Raw genomic sequence first — 20,871 nt, 5'->3', positions numbered from 1 at the left:
CTGTCACTCCTCCGCGGCGCGCTTCCACGCCTGCGCCGCAGTCTCCTCGTCCCCGCGCTGCTCCGCCAGCGCGGCGAGCGCGCGCCAGGCATTGCGGTGCAACTGCGGGTCCTGCAGGCCCAGCGCGGCCTGCGTGAGCAGCTGCTGCGCCTTGCCCCACAGCTGCCGCTTCATGCAAGCCATGCCCGCGAGGTATTGCAGCGTCGCGTCGCGCGGGTTCGCGCGCTGCGCGGCTTCGATGCGCGCCAGCCACGCGCCGTCCACCGAATCGAGGCCGTCCTCCAACGAGGTCACGAGCTTTACCTTGGACGCGTCGCCCAGCTGCGCATAGCGCTCCCACACGGGCAGCAGCCAGTCGCGCGCCAGGTGCGCGTCGCCGCCGAGCGCCAGCAGCCGCCTCGCGGCATGCATCGCCACCTCGGGGATCGCGCGCTCGGCCGGCTCCAGCGCCAGCCATGCGCGCTGCAGTTGCGCGACGTCGTGGGCGCCATTGAGCAGGTCCGCGGCCAGGCCCCGCACCAGGCTCTGCGCCGCACCGGGCGAGAAGGCGTGGTGCTTGGCGAGCAGGCGCGCCGTCTCCAGCGCCTCCTGCGTGCGTTGCGCAAGCCGCGCGGCGCGCAGCTTCATGCGCAGCGCCAGCGTGCGGCGCGCGGCACCTTGCGGCAGGCCCTTGAGCCAGCCGATGGCCGATTGCGGCTCGCTGTCCTGCAGCGACCACTCGGCGGCACGCATCAGCGCGCCTTCGTGCGTCTCCTGCGCGTCGCGCGCCTTCGCCTGGTCCAGTGCCTGCTTCAGGTGATCGTCACGCGCAGAAGCGTCCTGCAGCGCCTGCGCACTCTCGGCGGCCAGCAGGTGCGCGACGGCGCGCAGCTGGCCCGCGTTGGCGGGGCGCTGGCCGCCCGCGTCGAGCGACTGCTCCTGCGCGAGCGCGGCCTCGGCGGACTTGCGCGCGCGGATGAAGCGGCCGGCCCACATGTGCGAGATCGCGTCCAGCAGCGCCGCGTGCATCGAGCGCTCCTTCTGCTGCGTGCGCCAGCGCAGCGCCTGCTTCGGCAGGTCGAACAACGCCGACATCGCTTGCAGCACCGCGTGCATGAACACAAAGGCGGCGACGAGCAAGAGCAGAACAAGGTTGAGCGACAGGTCGACGCGCCAAGGCGGCCAGAAGATCGTGACCGTGCCCTGGTTATTGCCCGCGAACAGCGCGATCGCCACCGCGATGGCGAACAGGGCGAGGAGCCAGAGGGCTGCGCGCATTCCCGCTCCCTCAGCGGCCCGCCGCCGCCGTCGTCAATGCGGCGAGCGTTTCGTCGATGCGTGGCAACTCGATCCCGCGCAGCTGCGCCTGCACCTGCTGCAGCTGCGTCGCCACCGCCTGCGTGCGGCGCGAAGCCGGGTCGAAGTACTTGTACAACGCAGTCGCGGCGGAGGACACGTCCGCGCGCGCCGCGTCGGTCTGGCGCGCGAGCAGCGACAGGCGCGCATTGAGCAGCTTGAGCTTGAGGTTCTCGCGCAGGAAGTAGGCCTGTTCGGGGGCCAGCAGCGCGGCCTCGGGCTGGTCGATGCGGCTCACGCGCAGCAGGCCACGCGCCTCGTCCCATGCCGTGTCGGCAATGCGCTGCCACCACTCGCGCGTGGCGGGTGGCGCGGCGGCCTTGCGCGTGTTGTCGGCGACGGTGCGGGGCACGGCGTTCACCGCCGGCAGGTCGTCGACCTGCCGCACGAGCTCATCGAGCCGCGCGAGCACGCCCGGCACGTCGGTGAGGTTGGTCGACTTGATGCGGTCGATGTCGCGCGCGACGGCGGCGCGCACGCGCGCCAGGCGCGGCTGGCCGGCGCGCGCCAGGCGCATGTCGGCGGTGCGCAGCGCGGCCAGCAGCGGCTCGGCGCTGCCGGTCAGCTGCATCTGCTGCTGCGCGAGGCGCAGCGCCGACTCCACGTCGACCACGAGGTTCTCGTCGCGCGAGCGCGAAAGGCTCTGCATCAGCTCCTCGAGCTGGCTGCGCTGCAACGCCACTTCGGACAAACGGGTTTCGAGCACGGCCTGGCGCGCGGTGTTGTCGCGGGCGATGTCCTGCGCCTGCCGCGCCAGCGCTCGCGCCTCGATCGCCGCCGCGCCGCTTTGCGCGCTCTGCTGCGCGAGCTGCTCCTGGATCGCGCCGAGCCTCTGCCACAGCAGCACGCTGGCAAGCAGGGCGAGGCCGGCCAGCGCGACCAGTGCGAACAGCGCGCCGCGGCTGACCGTCACCCCGGCAGGCGCGGGCGGTGGTGTCGTGACCAATTCGGTCGAAGGCAGTGCAACCGGTGTTTCCGGTGGCACCGGGCTCTCGGAACTCATGCAAACGATTCTAGGGCTGCCACTACCGCGTCGAAGGCGGGACGGCTCTCCAATACAGCGCCGAAACCACACTCGCGCGCGGCCTGGGCGATGCGCGGATGGGTGGCGACGGCACGGGCGCCCGACCAGTCGGCCTGCGGCAGCAGGTTGCGCAGGTTGGCGATGGCTTGGGAGCTGCTGAACAGCCAGACGCCGCTGCGGGCGAGGGCCAGCGCCTGCTCGCATTCCAGTTGCGACCAGCGAGGCGCGGCGCGGACGTAGCTCGCCACCGTCTCGACGGCAACCCCCTGGCGCTCCAGCTGCTGCGCGAGCCAGTCGCGGCCGCGGCCTTCCGCGTCGCCGTCCCCGCCGCGCACGATTAGGACACGGCTGCCCGCACGGGCCTGCTCTTGAACCTGCGCCCACAGCGCTTCCGAGTCGAACTGCTCAGCGTCGGCGGCCGGCAGGTCGATCCGCTGCCCGGCAAGCCCTGCTTCGACGAGCGCATCGCGCGTGCCCGGACCGGGTGCCCACGCGCGCGACGTGAACGTTGCGCCATGCGGCCTGGCGCGGAAGAAGCCCCGCACGGCGTTTCCGCTGACGAACATGACGGCTGCGAAGGAGCCGATGCGCGACCACGCATCGCGCAGCGCACCGCCATCCGGCACATCGCCGATGTCGATCAGCGGTAGCGCCACGGCGTCGATGCCCGCCCCGCGCAGGCGCTCCACCCACTGCCCGGCCTCATGGACCGGGCGGGTGACGACCGCAAGCATGCGAGCCCCTAGTGCGCACCGGCCGCGCGCAACTGCGCGGCGACCTGCTCGCCCAGGCGGGCGGCGGCATCGATGTCGGCGATGGTGCCCGACGCCGTCGATCGCAGCAGCGGCGCCGTGCCCTCGGGCTCGCCCCAGGCGGCGCGCAACTGCAGCACCTCGCCGGCCAGCGTGGCGTGCGCGGCCAGCGGCATGGAGCAGCTGCCGCCCAAACCACGGCTGACGGCGCGCTCCGCGGCTACGCAAAGCCAGGTCGACTGGTGCGCCATGGGCGCCAGCAACTGCTTCAGGTCGTCGCGGCCGGCGCGGATCTCGATGCCCAGCGCGCCCTGCCCGGCGGCGGGCAGCATCTGGTCCGTCTCGAACACGCCGCGGATGCGCGAGGCCAAACCAAGGCGCTTGAGGCCGGCGGCCGCGAGGATGATCGCGTCGTACTGCCCGTCGTCCAGCTTGCGCAGGCGCGTGTCGAGGTTACCGCGTAGCGGCTCGATCTTCAGGTCGGGGCGCTGGGCGCGCAGCAGCACCACGCGGCGCAGGCTGGACGTGCCGACCACGGCACCCTGCGGCAGCGCCTGCAGCGAGTCGTACTTGTTGGAGACGAAGGCGTCGCGCGGGTCCTCGCGCTCCATCACGCAGGCCAGCTCGAAGCCTTCGGGCAGGTCCATCGGCACGTCCTTGAGCGAGTGCACGGCGATGTCGGCGCGGCCTTCTTCGAGCGCCACCTCGAGTTCCTTGACGAAGAGGCCCTTGCCGCCGACCTTGGAGAGCGTGCGGTCGAGGATCTCGTCGCCCTTGGTCGTCATGCCAAGCAGCGTCACCTGGCAGCCGCGCTGCTCCAGCAGCGACTTCACATGATGGGCCTGCCAGAGCGCCAGGCGGCTCTCGCGGGTGGCGATGGTGATCGGGCTCAATTACGTAACCTGCTTGTAATGCTTTGGGGGAAGTCGATGCTAGCATGCGGCTGCCAAAAATTTCAGCAATGACCCGAGCGCCTACGCCCCCCAGCCCGCAGCCGCCCGCGCGGCGTGCCCGAGACAACGAACGCCCGCTGGTGGAGGACATCCGCCTGCTCGGCCGCATCCTCGGCGACGTCATTCGCGAGCAGGAGGGCGTGGAGGCCTTCGAGCTCGTGGAGCGCATCCGCAAGCTCTCCGTCGCCTTCCGCCGCGACGCCGACCACGAGGCGGACAAGGCGCTCAAGACGCTGCTGAAGTCGCTCACTGGCGACCAGGCGGTCAGCGTGATCCGTGCGTTCACGTACTTCTCGCACCTGGCGAACCTCGCGGAAGACCGGCACCACATCCGCCGCCGCCAGGTGCACGAGCGCGCGGGCGACACGCAGGAGGGCAGCATCGAGGTCGCGCTCGCGCGCCTGCGGTGGGCTGGGCTGGGCCCGAAGGCGGTGGCGCAATCGCTCGCGCATGCGTACCTCTCGCCGGTGCTCACCGCGCACCCCACGGAAGTGCAGCGCAAGAGCATCCTCGACGCCGAGCGCGACATCGCCCGGCTGCTCACCGAGCGCGACGAGATCCGCCAGCGCTCGCTGCCGAAGGACGCGCTCGCGCCGCGCGAACTGGCGGACAACGAATTGCACATCCGCGCGCGCGTGCAGCAGCTGTGGCAGACGCGGCTGCTGCGCTTCACCAAGCTCACGGTGGCGGACGAAATCGAGACCGCGCTGTCGTATTACGAAGCGACCTTCCTGCGCGAGATCCCCAAGCTGTACGCGGAGCTCGAACGCGAGCTGGGCAACCAGCACGTCGCGAGCTTTTTGCGCATGGGCCAGTGGATCGGCGGCGACCGCGACGGAAACCCCAACGTGAGCGCGCAGACGCTGGAATACGCGCTGCGCCGCCAGTGCGAGGTGGCGCTGCGCTACTACCTCACCGAGCTGTTCTGGCTGGGCAGCGAGCTGTCGCAGTCGGCGATGCTCGTGGGCGTGACGCCGGAGATGAAGAAGCTGGCCGACCACTCCCCGGACAAGAGCGACCACCGCCAGGACGAGCCGTACCGGCGCGCGGTCAACGGCATGTATTCGCGCCTTGCGGCAACGCTGAAGGAGTTCACCGGCGGCGATGCGGCGCGGCACGTCCTGCCGCCGCAGAACCCGTACCTCGACTCGGCGGATTTCCTGGCCGACCTGCGCATCATCCGCGACTCGCTGCTGGCGCACCACGGCTCCGCGCTCGCGCAGCAGCGCCTGCGGCCGCTGGTGCGCGCGGTGGAGGTCTTTGGTTTCCACCTCGCCACGGTGGACCTGCGCCAGAACTCCGAGCAGCACGAGGAAGTGGTCGCCGAGCTGCTGGCCGCGGCGCGCATCGAGCGCAACTACCGCGAGCTGGACGAGGCCGCCAAGCGCGCGTTGCTGATGAAACTGCTGGCCGACGCGCGCCCGCTGCGCGTGATCGGCACGGCCTATTCCGACCATGCGCAGCGCGAACTCGCGATCTTCGAAGCCGCGTTGAAGATGCGTGCGCGTTACGGCGCGCAGGCCATCCGCCACTACATCATCAGCCACACCGAGGCGGTGAGCGACCTGCTGGAGGTGCTGCTGCTGCAGAAGGAAGTGGGCCTGATGCGCGGCACCGTCGACGACAAGGCGGTGTGCGACCTCATCGTAGTGCCGCTTTTCGAGACGATCGAGGACCTGCGCAATGCCGCGCCAATCATGCGCGAGTTCTACGCCCTGCCCGGCATCGCCAAGCTGGTGCAGCGCTCGGGCAGCGAGCAGGACATCATGCTCGGCTACAGCGACAGCAACAAGGACGGCGGCATCTTCACGAGCAACTGGGAGCTGTACCGGGCCGAGATCGCGCTGGTGCAGCTGTTCGACGAACTCGCGAATTCGCACAACATCCAGCTGCGCCTGTTCCATGGCCGCGGCGGCACGGTGGGCCGCGGCGGCGGGCCGAGCTACCAGGCCATCCTGGCGCAGCCGCCGGGCACGGTGCGCGGGCAAATCCGCCTGACCGAGCAAGGCGAGGTGATCGCGTCGAAGTACGCGAACCCCGAGATCGGGCGGCGCAACCTCGAGACGCTCGTTGCCGCCACGCTGGAAGCGACGTTGCTGCAACCGACGAAGCCTGCAACGCGGGAGTTCCTGCAGGCGGCCGAAGCGTTGTCGCAGGCGAGCATGAAGGCCTATCGCTCGCTCGTTTACGACACGAGCGGGTTCACCGACTACTTCTTCGGTGCCACGCCCATCCGCGAGATCGCGGAGTTGAACATCGGCTCGCGGCCCGCATCGCGCAAGGCGTCGCAACGCATCGAGGATTTGCGCGCGATCCCGTGGGGGTTCAGCTGGGGGCAGTGCCGGTTGACGTTGCCGGGCTGGTATGGGTTCGGCACCGCGGTGCAGGAATTCGCCGCCGACAAGAAGCAGCTGGCGCTGCTGCAGAAGATGTACCGGCAATGGCCCTTCTTCCGCACGCTGCTGTCCAACATGGACATGGTGATCGCGAAGAGCGACCTCGCCCTCGGCTCACGCTACTCGGAACTGGTCGGAGACGCCCGCTTGCGCAAGCGCATCTTCGGTGCGATCGAGGCGGAGTGGCATCTCACCGTGGATGCGCTGAGCAAGATCACCGGTGAGAAGCATCGCCTGGCCGGCAACGCCGCACTGGCGCGGTCGATCAAGCATCGCTTCCCCTACATCGACCCCCTGCACCACCTGCAGGTGGAACTCGTGCGCCGCTGGCGGCAGGGCTCGGGCGACGAGCGCGCCAGGCGCGGGATCCACCTGTCGATCAACGGGATCGCGGCCGGGCTGCGAAACACCGGCTAGGTGCCGAGCAGTTCCCCGATGGGTTTGAGGTGGTCGACTCTGTCGCAAATCGCCTTCACCGCCATCAGGATCGGGATCCCGAGCAACAGCCCCCAGACGCCCCAGAGCCAACCCCAGGCGAGCACGCCGATGAACACCGCCACAGGGTTCATCCGGCTCGCCTTGCTGGTCGCCCAGGGCACGAGCAGGTACCCCTCGATGGTGTTGATGACCAGCGACACGGCACCGACCACCAGAGCCGGATTGATCTCCCCGAACTGCAGGAACGCTACGAGCATCGCCGCGATCGTCACGAGGATCGAGCCCACGTACGGCACCAGGTTCAGCACGCCGGCGGCCACACCCCACACCGCCGCGTGGTTCAGCCCGATGAACGCGAAGGCGATGCCGGTGGCAAGGCCGACGCCGACACTTGCGGCCAGCTGCACCAGCAGGTAGCGCTGCACCTGCGCATTGATCTCGTCCAGCGCCTGCACCGCCACCTTCTTCTGCGCCAGCCCCGGCCCGGCGATCTTCACCAGCTTGCGCCTGAAGGTGTCGCCCGAGATCAGCAGGAAATAGGTGAGGAAGGTGACCAGCACCGCCTGCCCGATCATGCTGGCCAGCCCCAACGTGCCGCTCCACAGGTGCTCGCGGATGTCGAAGCGGGACTGCTCCACCACGATGCGCTGCGCGCCGCGCGGGGCCGCGACGGTGGCATCTTCCGCAGCTTTCTGCAATTCCGTCGCCGCTTTCTGCACCGACTCCACCGGCGTGCGCGAGCCGACGCTGCGCTTGCGCAACGCGTCGCGCAGCTTGGTGGCGGCCTCCGGCAAGCTGGAAATCAGCTGGTTCGCGTCGTCGGCCATCGAGTACACCACGCCACCGGTGCCGCCCAGCACCGCGACGATCAGCACCGCGGCGCTCAACGCCCGGGGGACGCGCACGCGCTCGGTCCAGTCCACGACGGGCGCCAGCGCATAGGTGAACACCAGCCCCAGCATCAGCGGGATGAAGAACCCGCTGGCCAGCTTGAGCACGGCCAGCACGGCGATGACGGTCAGCAAGCCGAGCGCGACGCTGCGCACGTCCACCACCGGCAGGTGCAGCAGCACCTGCGGGGGCGTGCGCGGGTCGACGCGCGTGCGCGCCACCACTTCGGGCGGTTCTTCGAGTGTGGGATCCATGCTTGCGCCAATCATCCCGGCAAGCGCCGAGCCAGCGCCGCCGCCGCAGGATGACTCTTGTGTAGGCCCGGCGCGCGACCTGGCGCCGGGCAAGCTCAGCTGGCCAGCGCCTCGCGCACGGCGCTCAGCTGGCGCCGGGAGACGGAGAGCGACTCATCCACGCCGTTCAGCCGCACGGCCCAGCCCTCGCCCTCCTCGGGGTCGTAGTGCTTCTCCAGCGCGCGCACGGCGCGGCGAGCGACGAGCGCGTTGCGGTGTACGCGCAGAAAGCGTGGCCCGTGGCGCTCTTCGAGGTCGGAAAGCGAACCATCGAGGATGTAGCTGCGGCTGGCGGTGCGCACGGTGATGTATTTGAGTTCAGCCTTGAAATACAGCACCTCGGCCAGCGGCACCCTTTCCGTGCGGCCGCGGTCCTGGATGACCAGCACCTCCTCGGCCACGGGCGCCTGCGGCGCGCGCCGCGCAGCGAGATGCCGTTCCACTTTCTGCAATGCGGACTGCAGGCGTTCGAGCCGTACGGGCTTGGTCAGGTAGTCAACGGCCTCGAGCTCGAAGGCCGTGACGGCATGTTCGGCGTGGGCCGTGACGAAGACGACCGCTGGAGCGTCGTGCAGCGAGCGCAGCGCCTGCGCCAGCGCCAGGCCGTCGGCGCCCGGCATGTGGATGTCCAGCAGGATCGCGTCGAGCCGCGGGTGCCTTCGCAGCTGCTCCATGGCTTCCGTGGCGTTCATCGCTTCGGCGACGAGCGCCGCCGAGGGCGTGTTGCAGTCGGCGAGCAGCGTGCGCAGACGCGAGCGCGCGAGCGACTCGTCGTCGACCACAAGGACCTGCAGCGTCGTTCCACTGGTCATGCCGGCACCTCCATCCGCACCTGGTACAAGCCATCCTTGAGGATGGTCTGGAATTGCGCCTCCACGTCGTGGAGCAAGCGAAGGCGATCGCGCACATTGTCCTGCGCCACCCCGTGCCCCGGGCTCCCCTGCCCGCCCGGGACCGTGTTGGTCACCTTGATCACCACCACACCGCCACGCTTCTGCGTGCTCACCTTGACCTGCGCGCCGGTGGGGCTCGGCTCCACGCCGTGCTTGACTGCATTTTCCACAAGCGGCTGCAAAAACAAAGGTGGCACGCGCGCATCCCCTGCATCGGGGTCAAGTGCCCATTCCACCTGCAGGCGGTCGCCGAAGCGTACCTGCTCGATGTCCAGGTAGTGGCGGGCCACGGCGATTTCCTCGGAAAGCTTCACCGCGTCACCCTGTTCCACGAGGGCGTGGCGGAACAATTCGCTCAAATCTTCCAGCAGGGCCTCGGCCTTCGCCGGCTGGTCGCGCACCAGTGCGATGGCGCTATTGAGGCTGTTGAACAAAAAATGCGGCCTGATGCGCGCCTGCAACTCCGCCAGCCTTGCCGTCGTCGCCGCCGGCATCAGCAATTTGGAGCGCAGCACCAGCGCGTACCCGAAAAACCCCGCCATCAGCGCCCCCGCCAGGGCGGACGCCAGCCAAGGGGACTTCTGCTCGCCCAGGCCCACCAGCGCCAGCATCCCGCACCCGTACAGGCCGGCCAGCGCGCCCAGCGCGACGCCGCAGGCGTGCTGCCGGCTCACGCGCCAGCGGGCGAGCGGCCGCTTGATGCTGCAGACCACGAGCAGCCACGCCAGCGTGGCCGGCAAGGCCGCGCCGCTGACGATGGCGGTGCGAACGAGCCAGTCCCACCAGCCGCCGGCGGAGAACAGCGCGGCGGCCGCGACGGTCGCTTCAACGAAGAGGACGGCCCGCAACACGACGCCGATCTGGCACGCGTCGAACACCGGCACCTGTTGCGGCGCGCGCTGCTGCCGCTGCCGGGCCGTGCCGGGTAGTTCCTGGAAGGTCGATAAAATTTGCGAGTCGTCCATCCCACGTCCTGTCCGGCCCCATTATTGACGGACGGCACCTGCATCCCCAAACCCCCGAGAACCGAATGAGCCAGCTTGAAAAAAAGACCGAGGCTTGGTCTGCCCTCTTCTCCGAGCCCATGAGCGAGCTGGTCAAGCGCTACACCGCCAGCGTGTTCTTCGACAAGCGCCTCGCGCTGGCCGACATCCAGGGCTCGCTCGCGCACGCGGCCATGCTGGCGAAACAGGGCGTGATCTCCGCGAAAGACCATGAGGACATCCAGCGCGGCATGGCGCAGATCCGCGGCGAGGTGGAGTCCGGCGCCTTCGAGTGGAAGCTGGACCTGGAGGACGTGCACCTGAACATCGAGGCGCGCCTGACGCAGCTGGTGGGCGACGCGGGCAAGCGCCTGCACACCGGCCGCAGCCGCAACGACCAGGTGGCCACCGACGTGCGCCTGTGGCTGCGCGGCGAGATCGACCTCATTTCCGGCCTGCTGGTGGAACTGCAGGAGAAGCTGGTGGACATCGCCGACAAGAACGTCGACACCGTGATGCCCGGCTTCACGCATTTGCAGGTTGCGCAACCCGTGAGTTTTGGGCACCACATGCTCGCCTACGTGGAAATGTTCGCGCGCGACCACGACCGCATGCAGGACGTGCGCCGCCGCACCAACCAGCTGCCCCTGGGCTCCGCGGCTCTCGCCGGCACGACGTACCCGCTCGACCGCGAGTTCGTCGCGCAGCAACTGGGCATGGAGGGCGTGTGCCAGAACTCGCTGGACGCGGTGAGCGACCGCGACTTCGCGATCGAGTTCACCGCCGCGGCGTCGATCGCGATGGTGCACGTGAGCCGCCTCTCGGAGGAGCTGGTGATCTGGATGAGCCAGAACTTCGGCTTCATCAAGATCGCCGACCGCTTCACCACCGGCTCGTCGATCATGCCGCAGAAGAAGAACCCCGACGTGCCCGAGCTCGCGCGCGGCAAGGCGGGCCGCGTGGTGGGCCACCTGATGGCGCTGATCACGCTGATGAAGGGCCAGCCGCTCGCGTACAACAAGGACAACCAGGAAGACAAGGAGCCGCTCTTCGACACCGTCGACACGCTCAAGGACACGCTGCGCATCTTCGCGGAGATGGTGGAGGGCATCACGGTGAAGCCGCAGGCGATGGAGCAGGCGGCGCTCAAGGGCTATGCCACGGCGACGGACCTCGCCGACTACCTGGTGAAGAAGGGCCTGCCCTTCCGCGACGCGCACGAGGTGGTGGCGCATGCGGTGAAGGCCGCCACGTCGCACAACTGCGACTTGTCGGAGCTGCCGCTGGCGGTGCTGCAGCAGTTCAACCCCTCGATCCAGAAGGACGTGTACGACGCGCTGTCGCTGCGCGGCTCGCTGGGCGCGCGCAACACGCTCGGCGGCACGGCGCCGGCGCAGGTGAAGGCGCAGGTGGAGCGGCACCGGGCGCGCCTGAGTCAACAGACGTAAGTCTTGGTGATGCATCCGGGCAACTCTTGAAAACAAAAGGTTTTACAAACTGAGCCTGCCGCCCTAGATTCGCACCCCATCCGCCGAGCCAAGGAGATGGGGAATGCGTTTGTGGATCGGGGCGCTCGTTGCGCTCGTTTTTTCGTGCGCCCTCGCGCCGGCCAAGGTGGCTGCGCAGGCGCAGCCGACCGGCTATGGGTACTGCGCGGCGCTGTACGGGCAGTGGCCCGACCAGTGCTGGTACGGGCTGTTCAACCCGGACCCTTCGACGTACATCTTCGCGACGCCGCATGAGCTGTGCGAGAAGGACCTCGCCGGCATCCGCGCCGGCTACCCGCAGTACACGTGGACCGACGTCTACGTGCCCGGCCCCATCTGGACGGGCGCGGGCAACGCGCCGTGGGGCGTGTGCCAGCGCACGTCGAACTCGGTGAGCGGGTTCGGCAGCGGGCCGCTCATGATCGCGCGCGTCACGTGGTCGCCGCCCAAGCCCGCGCAGCCGCCTGAGATATCGCTCTCGGGGCCCAGCCACACCAAGGCCCTGCCCGCGGGGCCGATGCTGCCGCAGGTGGCGACCGTCACGCAGGCGGGCAGTGCAGTCGCGGGCAAGGCGGTGTTCATCTCGATCAGCGGCTCGGGCCCGCTCAGTGGCACGACGAACGCCGCGGGCCAGTTCCAGTTCACGTACACGCCGCCGACGCAGCGCGCGACCACCGCAACCATCACGGCCACCTGCACCGACTGCGTGGCACCGGCCACCAAACAGATCGTCGTGGACAACTGCGACGTGTGCATCCGGTAAGGGAGAGATCATGGGATTCGTTCACAAGGTCGCAGGCGCGATCTGCGTTGCCCTGTTGCCGCTTGCGGCGTTCGCCGCACTGCAGCCCGCCACGGGCGATGTGCAGGAAATCGAAACCGACTTCGCCGACAGCGCGCCGAACGGGCTGACCTTCACGCGCCACTACCGCAGCTCGGCCAACGTCGATGCCGGCCTGGGTGCGCGCTGGGCGCACAACTGGGCGGCGCAGGTGCAGAAGACCGACGCCACCGCCGTCGTGCGCTTTGGTGATGGCAGCAAGCTGCTCTTCGAGCGTATCAACGGCGCGTGGAAGGTGACGAACCGGCGCGACACACTTGTCGACACGACAGCGGGGCTCCTGCTCACGCGCAGCTCCGACGAGTCGCGCTGGCAGTTCGACACGGCGGGCAAGCTCGTGTCGGTGACGGCGCGCAACGGGTGGCGCACGGAGCTGGCCTATGAAGCGGGCCGCCTCACGCGTATCACCAATGCGTTCGGCCGATCCGTGCAGCTGTCCTATGAGAGCAGCGGCCGCCTTGCGGGAGCAAGCTTCCCGGATGGAAGCGCGGTGGCGTTTGCCTTCGACAGCGCAGGCCGCCTCGCAACCAGCCGCGGAGCCGACGGCAGCACGCGCCAATACGCCTATGGCAACAGCACGTGGCCCAGCGCGCTCACCGGCGTGGCGCAAGACGGCGCCACTCGCGTCGCGTACCGCTACGACGCCCATGGGCGCGGCGCCGAGATGCAGATGGCCGGCGTGCCGACCAAGGAGAGCATCTCGTACCCGAGCGCAGTCGGCGGCGACGGCATGCTGGTCGCCGGACATGTGGTCGACCCGGCGCTCTACAAGCTGAGCGTCACGACGACGGATGCCTTGGGCAACACCGTCACCAAGCTATGGCAGGGCGGTGACGGCCAGGTGCGATTGGTCGGCTCGTCCAACCTGCTCGGCGGCTCGGTGGCGAACACCAGCTTCGGCGAGCAGAACCTGCCGGTTGCCGAGTACGACTTCGCGGGCGTGCAGCGCACGACGCAGTGGGATACCAGCCGCTCGTTGCCTTTGGCCGTGACCGAGGCGGCCAACCGCCCCGAAGCACGCACCACGCAGACCACGTGGCATCCGAGTTTCCGGCTGCCCACGTTGATCACCGAGGCCGGCAGGACCACCGCCCTGGCGTACGACAGCCTCGGCAACGTTCTCACCAAAACGGTGACGGACACCGCGACCGGCGAAGCACGAACGTGGCACTGGGAGTACGCCGTGAACAACCTGCCCGTTGCCATGACGGACCCGAAGGGTGGCGTGTGGCGCTACGGCCATGATGCCGCGGGCAACCGCACCAGCGTGAAGAACCCGCTCGGCCAGGAAACCACGTTCGTGTTCGACGGCGCGGGCCGCGTGATCCGGCAGGTCGACTCCTACGGCCTCGTCACCACGTACTCCCGCGACGCACGCGGGCGGGTCGTTGCGCAAACGCGCGGCAGCGAGAGCACCACGTACTCGTACACACCGTCCGGCTTGCTTGCAGGCGCGACCCTGCCCACCGGCTATGTCGTTTCGTATTCGTACGATGCCGCGCAGCGACTCGTTGGCGTCACGGACAACCGCGGTTCGGCCGTCGCGTACACGCTGGACGCTGCCGGCAACCGTGTCCGCGAGGAAGTGAAGGACGCGGCCGGCAACATCGCGCTGGCGACCCGCCGCGTCATCAACGCACTCGGCCAGCTGGCCGGCGTGCAAGGTGCCGCTGGGCAGACGACCCAGTTGGGCTACGACGCCAACGGTGAGCTCGTCGCGCAGACCGACCCGCTGAACCAGACCACCCGCACGACGCTCGACGCCCTGCGCCGCACGACCGCGACCACCTTCCCCGACAACGCCTCCGTTGCGCAAGCGTGGACGCCGCTGGACCAGCTCACGCAGGTCGTCGATCCGAAGAACGTGAAGACGACGTACACGGTGAATGCCTTCGGCGAGACGATGAGCGAGAGCTCGCCGGACATCGGCACGATGACGTACAAGCGCGACGCGAACGGCGACGTCGTCGAGACGAAGGACGCGAAGGGCCAGGTCACGGCGATCACGCGAGACGCGCTCGGGCGGCCCACCTCGATCCGCTACCACGCCGGCAACACGACCACCCTGGCGTACGACGCAGCCGGTTTCCTCTCGAGGATCGAGGACAGCTCCGGCAGCACCACGTACACGCGCGACCTGGAGGGCAACGTGCTCACCAAGACGGTCGTCATCAACGACAACCCGTCGAGCCCGAGCCGCTTCACGGTCACCTATACCTACACCCACGGCGAGCTCACCAGCATCCGCTACGGCAGCGGGCTGGTGGTGACCTACCGCCGCAGCCTCGGCCAGATCAGCGGCATCGACGTGCTGGAGCCGGGCAAGAACAAGGCCGCCCTCGCTTTCGTGAACAACCTCGTCCACACGCCGCTCGGGGCGCCGAAGTCGTGGACATGGAGCAACGGGGACGCGGCCAGCCGCAGCTTCGACGCGGACGGGCGCATGGTGTCCAACGAGTTCGCGCGGTATTCCTACGACGTGGCCGGAAGGATGACCGGCATCGCGCAGGACCTCTGGGCCTCGCGCACGATCGTGAGCGGCACCACGACCACGACGGAGCTGTACAAGGCGCCGATCACCTGGACGGCTGCCTACGACAACCGCGACAGGCTGGTCTCGTTCGCGAGGGACGGTGCGAAGAGCGTGTACACGCTGGACGCGAACTCGAACCGGCTCACGGCCATCGAGACGCAGGGCAGCGACGTTGACCTTCAAGGCACTTTCGACCAGCCGAACCTGGCCGAGGCGGCGAACCAGACGCTGAAGATGGACCCCGGCAGCAATCGCCTGCTCGGGTTCACGCAGACCATCACGCGCACGCAGAACGGGCAACCCGTTTCCACGACCAGCAGCACCGTCAACTACAGCGTCGACGAGAACGGGGCGATGACGTCCGACGGCTTGCGCACGTTCGTGTACGACGACATGGGCCGCCTCGCCAAGGTCAAGGTGATGAAGGACGGCGAAGCCGCGAGCGTGCGGTACCTGCACTCCGCGCTCGGCCAGAGGGTGTTCAAGAGTGAGCCGGAGGTGGAGCAGACGTTGCCGAACGAAGTGGAGCTCGGGAACAGCTTCACGAACTGGCTGCGGAAGAACTTCGGGTGGCTCTTTGCGCAAGGCAAGGGGAAGGCGAGTCTTGGCCAGGCATTCGTGTATGGCGACGGGGAGATTCCGTCGTGGGCGCTGCTTGGTGAATACGACAACGGCACCAGCGGCAGCAAGGGGACCGGGGAGTTCATCTGGTTGCCGACCCGTGACGGTCTGGCGACTCTCGTGGGCATGTACCGAAACGGGAAGCTGTATGCGATCCACACGGATCACATCGGTACACCACGATTGATCACGGACGCAGCGAAGCAGCCCGTCTGGCAGACGCCCTATTCGGCTTTCCTTAACAACGAACCGAGTGATGTTCTCAGTACGACCGCCAATCAAGTGGGAATTCCGCGAATCTCGTGGACCAAGCCCGGCATCGAACTGAATATCTCGGGGCTCGGGCGATACCGAGACAAGGAGTCCGGGCTGGTCGACAACTACCGACGGACGCTTTTGGGTGCGGGAGACCGTTATACCCAGCCAGATCCGATCGGCAAGGCAGGTGGTGCCAATGAGTTCATCTATGTCAACGCAAGCCCACTGGACCGTACCGATCCGATGGGCCTGTTCGACCCAACAGGCTTCATAACGAGGGCTGGGACTCGCGCTGGCGCGACACTTCTCCTCGGCGGCGGCCCGGCGAACCCTGTAGCAGATGCTGCGGCGACACTCGTACTCGTAGGGAGTCTGGGCTATGAAATCTATCAGGCCTGCAAAGACGTTTCGGACGAGAATCCATGCCGAGACCAGCCTTCGAGGACGGACGCGTTTCTCCGCGCTGCGCAGTACGCAGGAGTGGGACCCGAGTGGACGCCGGTTGGATGGGATCAGTTCAACAAGCCGAAGACCAAGGACGACCAGCTCAAGTACAAGGAGCTTCGACAACGAGCGGGCAACGACCCGTACGGACACAGAAGTCCGGAGGGTGGCGAAATCGTCGAGCATCCTGCCGACAAAGACCATCCCTGCCCGCACTTTCACGCGAAGAAGAACTTGGCTGACCCGGGAATTGTGATTGCCTATGATCCGAAGAAACCATAGTCGTCGGAAGGTGAGCGATGGATGACAAAGAGTGGAGAACCTGCCTTCGAACCTGCAGCAGGACTCTTGGTCGCGGCGACTGGGACCCGTTCCTCAGTCCCTCATGGTGCGCATTCACCACATTCAGCAGCTTGGAGCACGGCGTCCGATACTTCAATTGTGGCTTTCCAGGTGAGGCCGAGTTGCTCGAAAGCGGGACGATTGACGGCGGCACTTGGCGCCAGGCCATTGAATACGCAGACTTGGCGCACTTGGTCGTCCCAAGAAAATTCTATTGGGAGCGTGTGGTGGACGGTGACTTCCAATCTGGCTACAAGGAGCAAGACATCGATCTCCTGTCGGCAAGGCTGACCGAGCAAAACATCGTCCACTCAATCACAGACCTGGTCCTTGAAATCAAGCTGTTCTAACAGCAAGGCGGTATGCCGGCCGCGTGCCTTCTGTTCCTCAGCGCAATGCAAAGAACCATCGCAACTGGAGCGTCAAGTCTCAGCGCACCCGGCTCAGGCGTTCGGCCATTCGCGTTTGCCACCCTGGTCCAGTGGCCTTCCAGCGCTCGATGACGTCAGCGGGAAGCCGCAGCGTCAGCTGTTTTCGCGGATTCTCGGACGGAGGACGTCCGCCTTTATTGATGGTTGCGCGCGCCACCATCTCCTTGGTGAGCTCAGGCAGTTCCTCGTACTCCGACTTCTTGATGCGGTGGCTGTCAACGCGATCGAGGTTAGATTTCAAGGTGCGGCGCGACGAGTGCTTGCTCGCGGGCATTGGCTTTCCTCATGCTGAAAACGTGGCGAACCGCGCCACGCGGCGTGTAGCCGACCACAACCATACGACCAGCAAGATAGCCGAAGCAGATGATGCGCGCTTCACCGTAATCTTTGCGCGTGTCCTCGACCTCCAGAGTCGCGCCCGAGAAGACGAACTTCGCATCCTCGAAGTCGAGCCCGCGCTCTTGCAACGTGCACTCGCGCTTCTCCGGATCGTAGGTCACCCGCATGGGTTATTGTAACTACGGAAACTGGCGCGTCAATCACAGCTGTTTCGGTGGCTTTGACGGCGTGTGACCGGGGCCGATGGAGCGCCGCTAGCGGTCACGTCGCGATGGCGAAACTCACCTACGGTCGGGCATTTGCAGCGTAGATTAGCCACGCACGGGCGCGTCCTGTGCTGGAGCGCTACATGAGACAACTTGTTCCGGCTGGGGCACTATTACTGGTCCTGGGCGCCTGCGGCGGCGGCGACGATGCGCCTGCGACCCCGCCCGCAGCGACACCGCAGCTACAGCAGGGCTTTACCTCATTCCCGATTTCCTCAGTTTCACGATCGACCTTCGCTTCAGCACCGCCAGCGCCCTGGTGCTCGAAAACGGCGAGGTATGGGCTGCCAACGGGGCTGGGGCTTCCCCGCTCCTCTGGTTCGCCCAAGGAACGTTCACCTACGCGGGCGACCGGATCGTCGAGAACCAGGTGTCGCAGGTGTTCCAGTCACCGTCTGCGCTGACCGAATTCCGGGAGTCGCGGCAGTTCCGCCCAGCCGAACTCGTTACCGGCACGTCGAACCCGCTCTCGACACTTTTCCCTCCGAACAGCCCGACCCTGAAGCTGGAGTTCCCCGGCGAGTCCGTGCGGACGGTGGCCGTCGTCCGGGCAGGTGCGGAGAAGGACTACAACTACGACCAGCCCGCGAGCGTGTCGCAGGTCGAAGGCGCATGGACTTTCATGCTGCCCAAGCTGGCGCCGCAGACCATGACAGTCACGGGTGGCGTTCTCTCCGGAGTAGCGCCATACACGAACTGCGTGATCGCAGGAAACCTGACCCCGCGCGCGAGCGGCAAGAACGTGTTCAACGTGAACTTCACGCTGAGCGGGTGCCCCACCGCGAGTTCGTACATTGGCGTCGCAGCGACCTACCGAGACACGGTGTCCTTCATCGGCGATCCGACAAATCAGGTGCTCCTCCTGCAGGCCTATAGCCCCATTAACGGCCAGACGTTCCACGCGAAGGTGCCGCGGTGCCCGACACGGACCACGTGCTCACCGTGAGAACGGCAGCCCGAACCGATGGTCACAGCGAAAGCTCACCACTCCCAACTCCGATTCGCCGCGTTCGGTTGAATGAGATCCCACAGGTTCCCATAAAGGTCTTCGAAGACAGCTACGACCCCATGCGGCTGGGATTCCGGCTCCCGCACGAACTTCACACCCAATGCCTTGAATCGCAAGTAGTCACGCAAGCAGTCGTCGGTGTAGAGAAAGAGGAAGACCCGCCCTCCGGTCTGCGCGCCCACCCGCGACGCCTGCTCCTCCGACGATGCTTTCGCCAGGAGAAGCCGCGCGCCAGACTCTCCGGGGCTAACGACGACCCACCGCTTGCCCTGCGCCGGTAGTTCAGTGTCTTCGACCAACTCGAACCCAAGGACATCCACGAAGAAGGCCAAAGCTTCGTCATAGTCGCGCACGACAAGGGATACCAATCCGAGAGCACGCTTGGAGCGCTCGCTCACGGCCTCACCCCGCCCTGTTCTCTCTTCAAGCGCAACTCGCCCCGGCCTACGTTGCTGACCGCCACGAGCTCGGAAGCCGTCACGGACCTCAGCTCGTGCGTGTCGTAGATGAAATGCGCGTTCGTGAGCGGCTGGCCATCGACGTATGTGTACTTGCGCTTGAGGTTCACCCCGTCGAAGAACCACTCACCCTCCCGCGACTCGAGGTCCGAGGCGCCATTGGGAGCAATGATGCGGACGCTCTCCTTCAGATGACCGCCCGCTTCCAGCGTGAGTGCTCTTCGAGCGACGCCGCCGTGCTCCTGCGACTCGGCGAACCACGTGCCCACCAGGCGTGCCTTGACGTCGCGCGTCTGCGGGTCTTCGCAAGCGGCGAGCATGGCTGTCATCAGCAGGATTGAAATGTCAAGCCGCACTCTTCGCCACCCTGTGCCATTCGCGTGTACCGAGGTGCTCGCGCGCGACCTCGAATTGCTCATAAGCCTCCATGAACCACGGGAGGAGCCCATCCCATCCACTCTCTGCCGGGACGGGCAACACCGACCATCCCAACTCTTGCAGCGTCCAATTGGACTTTGCCGCGTTCCGAAGCATCGACGTTGTCACGACGTTTGATTCATCGTCAGTTCCGCCGCGTGCCAGCGGCACCACATGGTCGATGGTGGGCGAGAGCTCCCAGTAAGCAGGATGCGTCTCAGACTGCCGCCAATTGGGATGAAACGGAAACTCCGTCGGCATCAGCAGGGAGAGAAGCCGCAACGCCCCTGGGAACACCAACGGCGTGCCGCTGTACCTGTCCGTAAAGCGGTCACGAACAAAGACAGGCATACACCGAAGCGGTGCCCAGGTCGTTCGCGTGGTCTGCGGCTTCGACAACGGATACTCGTTTCGGACGAATGCAGCGGCGGCCCCCGGTCCTGCGCGAACCAAGAGCTCACATGTTTGTCTCACGACGTCCGCGGGGCCCATCAGTGCAATTTAGCCCTCTTGCGGGAACAAAGCATCTGCAATTCCTGCTCCTCGATTCACGTTTAGTTGCCAGCTTCCGAGCTTCTGCTCAGGATGTGCTGGGACCATTTCATTGAGCTTCGCCACGATCTGCGAGCGCGGTTCTTTCGGGAGATCGACAGGCCCTCCGTACGGCAGCCTACAAGTGAGAAACAAGAATGTCGCATCGTCCTGAATCTCGGATGTGAAATCCTCCAGACGCTCGCCACAGAGTGCGGACAGTCGTTGCACAACTGCTTGCGCCAGTGCTGCATCAATCATGGGGGGACCAAGGACGGTGCGACAGAATGGAGCCGCCACCCTTGTGCGCCCTGTTGACTAGCTGGTTACAGCTCATTCGGGTAGGAGGTGCCGTCAGCGTGTGGTGGTGCATGATGCTGCGTGCAATTTCACCGGTGCGATGTGATGGGCTGAGATGTGAGTCATGCGCTGCCCATCGCGCTCCAGAGCGGGCCCGGTAAGTTTTCGACCCCCCGGCCCCGTGCCAGGGTCCCACGCTCGCCCGGCACCTCCAAAACTCATAGTTCGATCTTCCAGTTCGTTTCCTGGATTGTGGCGTTCAACTCGCGAATCTGGCGGGCAAGATCCTCGGATTGCCGCTGGAGTTTCGCAACGTCCACGGCAGCAACCCATTTGATCTCCCGCACGCTGTATCGGTCCGGCTCCTTCTGCGTCGCGCCAATGGCGGACTGCAGGAGCGCGTGGCGCTGGATCAGGCTGTCGCGGGCAGCGATGGCGGCGGTCAGGGTGCGACCATCGGGAAGCTTGCTGCGAAGGTTGGCCGCATTGATCGAGGTGACAAGCTTCTCCAGCTGTCAACGCCGACTTAATCCTGACCCACCTTCCCATCGGGCCGCCGAAGTAAATCTGACCCACCCGGGCCTCTTCGGTTAAGTCTTCATTCGGTAGTAGCGGGCTGTGGTGATGTGGTCGAAG

The 20,871-nt window shown here is 66.8% G+C and carries 20 protein-coding genes; 6 read left to right on the top strand and 14 right to left on the bottom strand.

What is annotated here, in order from left to right:
- Positions 1-3 precede the first annotated feature (3 nt).
- From H8R02_RS28105 to hemC, 4 genes are read right to left on the bottom strand one after another with little or no spacing between them, the layout of a single operon-like run.
- Positions 4-1,257, bottom strand: coding sequence for a heme biosynthesis protein HemY (locus H8R02_RS28105; protein ID WP_187085031.1), 1,254 nt, complete (start codon positions 1,255-1,257; stop codon positions 4-6).
- 10 nt (positions 1,258-1,267) lie between these two features.
- Entirely contained in the window at positions 1,268-2,338 is a 1,071-nt protein-coding gene (locus H8R02_RS28100; protein WP_187085029.1) for a uroporphyrinogen-III C-methyltransferase, read from the bottom strand.
- Positions 2,335-3,093 (bottom strand): uroporphyrinogen-III synthase, encoded by a 759-nt coding sequence (locus H8R02_RS28095; RefSeq protein WP_187085027.1) that lies wholly within the window; start codon positions 3,091-3,093, stop codon positions 2,335-2,337. The genes H8R02_RS28100 and H8R02_RS28095 overlap by 4 nt, the downstream gene beginning before the upstream one ends.
- Positions 3,094-3,101: 8 nt before the next feature.
- On the bottom strand, positions 3,102-4,004 hold the full coding sequence (gene hemC / locus H8R02_RS28090; protein WP_187085025.1) for a hydroxymethylbilane synthase: 903 nt from the start codon (positions 4,002-4,004) through the stop codon (positions 3,102-3,104).
- 68 nt (positions 4,005-4,072) lie between these two features.
- Here hemC and ppc point away from each other — a divergent pair, with 68 nt between their 5' ends.
- On the top strand, positions 4,073-6,877 hold the full coding sequence (gene ppc / locus H8R02_RS28085; protein ID WP_187085023.1) for a phosphoenolpyruvate carboxylase: 2,805 nt from the start codon (positions 4,073-4,075) through the stop codon (positions 6,875-6,877).
- Here the strand turns inward: ppc and H8R02_RS28080 are convergent.
- From H8R02_RS28080 to H8R02_RS28070, 3 genes are all read right to left on the bottom strand, one after another.
- Positions 6,874-8,043, bottom strand: coding sequence for an AI-2E family transporter (locus tag H8R02_RS28080; RefSeq protein ID WP_187085021.1), 1,170 nt, complete (start codon positions 8,041-8,043; stop codon positions 6,874-6,876). The genes ppc and H8R02_RS28080 overlap by 4 nt on opposite strands.
- 95 nt (positions 8,044-8,138) lie before the next feature.
- Positions 8,139-8,894, bottom strand: a complete 756-nt coding sequence (locus H8R02_RS28075) for a LytR/AlgR family response regulator transcription factor (RefSeq protein ID WP_187085019.1) — start codon at positions 8,892-8,894, stop codon at positions 8,139-8,141.
- A complete protein-coding gene (locus H8R02_RS28070; RefSeq protein ID WP_187085017.1) occupies positions 8,891-9,940 on the bottom strand; it encodes a histidine kinase in 1,050 nt (349 codons plus the stop codon). Before H8R02_RS28070 ends, H8R02_RS28075 begins: the two co-directional genes overlap by 4 nt.
- A 65-nt stretch (positions 9,941-10,005) precedes the next feature.
- Here H8R02_RS28070 and argH point away from each other — a divergent pair, with 65 nt between their 5' ends.
- The 4 genes from argH to H8R02_RS28050 all read left to right on the top strand — a co-directional run bounded on the left by argH (position 10,006) and on the right by H8R02_RS28050 (position 16,834).
- Entirely contained in the window at positions 10,006-11,406 is a 1,401-nt protein-coding gene (gene argH / locus H8R02_RS28065; RefSeq protein WP_187085015.1) for an argininosuccinate lyase, read from the top strand.
- Between the two features lie 103 nt (positions 11,407-11,509).
- Positions 11,510-12,208, top strand: a complete 699-nt coding sequence (locus H8R02_RS28060; RefSeq protein ID WP_187085013.1) for an Ig-like domain-containing protein — start codon at positions 11,510-11,512, stop codon at positions 12,206-12,208.
- Positions 12,209-12,218: 10 nt separating this feature from the next.
- The gene (locus H8R02_RS28055; protein WP_187085011.1) at positions 12,219-16,424 is read left to right on the top strand and encodes a DUF6531 domain-containing protein; all 4,206 of its coding nucleotides are present in this window, start codon (positions 12,219-12,221) and stop codon (positions 16,422-16,424) included.
- Between the two features lie 131 nt (positions 16,425-16,555).
- The gene (locus H8R02_RS28050; RefSeq protein WP_187085009.1) at positions 16,556-16,834 is read left to right on the top strand and encodes a hypothetical protein; all 279 of its coding nucleotides are present in this window, start codon (positions 16,556-16,558) and stop codon (positions 16,832-16,834) included.
- A gap of 79 nt (positions 16,835-16,913) precedes the next feature.
- On the opposite strand, the gene H8R02_RS28045 is transcribed toward H8R02_RS28050, so the two are convergent.
- Positions 16,914-17,189 (bottom strand): BrnA antitoxin family protein, encoded by a 276-nt coding sequence (locus H8R02_RS28045; RefSeq protein ID WP_187085007.1) that lies wholly within the window; start codon positions 17,187-17,189, stop codon positions 16,914-16,916.
- A complete protein-coding gene (locus tag H8R02_RS28040; RefSeq protein ID WP_187085005.1) occupies positions 17,146-17,421 on the bottom strand; it encodes a BrnT family toxin in 276 nt (91 codons plus the stop codon). The genes H8R02_RS28045 and H8R02_RS28040 overlap by 44 nt, the downstream gene beginning before the upstream one ends.
- 358 nt (positions 17,422-17,779) lie before the next feature.
- Here H8R02_RS28040 and H8R02_RS28035 point away from each other — a divergent pair, with 358 nt between their 5' ends.
- A complete protein-coding gene (locus tag H8R02_RS28035) occupies positions 17,780-18,466 on the top strand; it encodes a hypothetical protein (protein ID WP_187085003.1) in 687 nt (228 codons plus the stop codon).
- Positions 18,467-18,501: 35 nt separating this feature from the next.
- Here the strand turns inward: H8R02_RS28035 and H8R02_RS28030 are convergent, their stop codons facing one another.
- From H8R02_RS28030 to H8R02_RS30900, 5 genes are all read right to left on the bottom strand, one after another.
- On the bottom strand, positions 18,502-18,927 hold the full coding sequence (locus tag H8R02_RS28030; RefSeq protein WP_187085001.1) for a VOC family protein: 426 nt from the start codon (positions 18,925-18,927) through the stop codon (positions 18,502-18,504).
- The gene (locus H8R02_RS28025) at positions 18,924-19,316 is read right to left on the bottom strand and encodes a hypothetical protein (protein WP_187084999.1); all 393 of its coding nucleotides are present in this window, start codon (positions 19,314-19,316) and stop codon (positions 18,924-18,926) included. The genes H8R02_RS28030 and H8R02_RS28025 overlap by 4 nt, the downstream gene beginning before the upstream one ends.
- A gap of 16 nt (positions 19,317-19,332) precedes the next feature.
- Entirely contained in the window at positions 19,333-19,803 is a 471-nt protein-coding gene (locus H8R02_RS28020) for an HNH endonuclease (RefSeq protein WP_187084997.1), read from the bottom strand.
- Positions 19,804-19,905: 102 nt separating this feature from the next.
- Positions 19,906-20,196, bottom strand: a complete 291-nt coding sequence (locus tag H8R02_RS28015) for a hypothetical protein (protein ID WP_187084995.1) — start codon at positions 20,194-20,196, stop codon at positions 19,906-19,908.
- A gap of 257 nt (positions 20,197-20,453) precedes the next feature.
- Positions 20,454-20,747: a DIP1984 family protein gene (locus H8R02_RS30900; protein WP_354004993.1), complete on the bottom strand. Its 294-nt coding sequence runs from the start codon at positions 20,745-20,747 to the stop codon at positions 20,454-20,456.
- Positions 20,748-20,871: the final 124 nt, after the last annotated feature.

This window comes from Ramlibacter albus, from assembly GCF_014297445.1.
GTDB classification, from domain to species: domain Bacteria; phylum Pseudomonadota; class Gammaproteobacteria; order Burkholderiales; family Burkholderiaceae_C; genus Ramlibacter; species Ramlibacter albus.
Note: the sequence above shows the minus strand (reverse complement) of the source record. Positions and strands in the feature narration are given on the sequence as shown.

Coding starts and splice junctions, on each gene's coding strand:
- H8R02_RS28045 (WP_187085007.1), bottom strand. CDS start 17,189: ATGCCCGCGAGCAAGCACTCGTCGCGCCGCACCTTGAAATCTAACCTC.
- H8R02_RS28055 (WP_187085011.1), top strand. CDS start 12,219: ATGGGATTCGTTCACAAGGTCGCAGGCGCGATCTGCGTTGCCCTGTTG.
- H8R02_RS28100 (WP_187085029.1), bottom strand. CDS start 2,338: ATGAGTTCCGAGAGCCCGGTGCCACCGGAAACACCGGTTGCACTGCCT.
- H8R02_RS28070 (WP_187085017.1), bottom strand. CDS start 9,940: ATGGACGACTCGCAAATTTTATCGACCTTCCAGGAACTACCCGGCACG.
- ppc (WP_187085023.1), top strand. CDS start 4,073: ATGACCCGAGCGCCTACGCCCCCCAGCCCGCAGCCGCCCGCGCGGCGT.
- H8R02_RS28080 (WP_187085021.1), bottom strand. CDS start 8,043: ATGGATCCCACACTCGAAGAACCGCCCGAAGTGGTGGCGCGCACGCGC.
- H8R02_RS28105 (WP_187085031.1), bottom strand. CDS start 1,257: ATGCGCGCAGCCCTCTGGCTCCTCGCCCTGTTCGCCATCGCGGTGGCG.
- argH (WP_187085015.1), top strand. CDS start 10,006: ATGAGCCAGCTTGAAAAAAAGACCGAGGCTTGGTCTGCCCTCTTCTCC.
- H8R02_RS28015 (WP_187084995.1), bottom strand. CDS start 20,196: ATGATTGATGCAGCACTGGCGCAAGCAGTTGTGCAACGACTGTCCGCA.
- H8R02_RS28075 (WP_187085019.1), bottom strand. CDS start 8,894: ATGACCAGTGGAACGACGCTGCAGGTCCTTGTGGTCGACGACGAGTCG.
- H8R02_RS28095 (WP_187085027.1), bottom strand. CDS start 3,093: ATGCTTGCGGTCGTCACCCGCCCGGTCCATGAGGCCGGGCAGTGGGTG.
- H8R02_RS28040 (WP_187085005.1), bottom strand. CDS start 17,421: ATGCGGGTGACCTACGATCCGGAGAAGCGCGAGTGCACGTTGCAAGAG.
- H8R02_RS28025 (WP_187084999.1), bottom strand. CDS start 19,316: ATGACAGCCATGCTCGCCGCTTGCGAAGACCCGCAGACGCGCGACGTC.
- H8R02_RS28060 (WP_187085013.1), top strand. CDS start 11,510: ATGCGTTTGTGGATCGGGGCGCTCGTTGCGCTCGTTTTTTCGTGCGCC.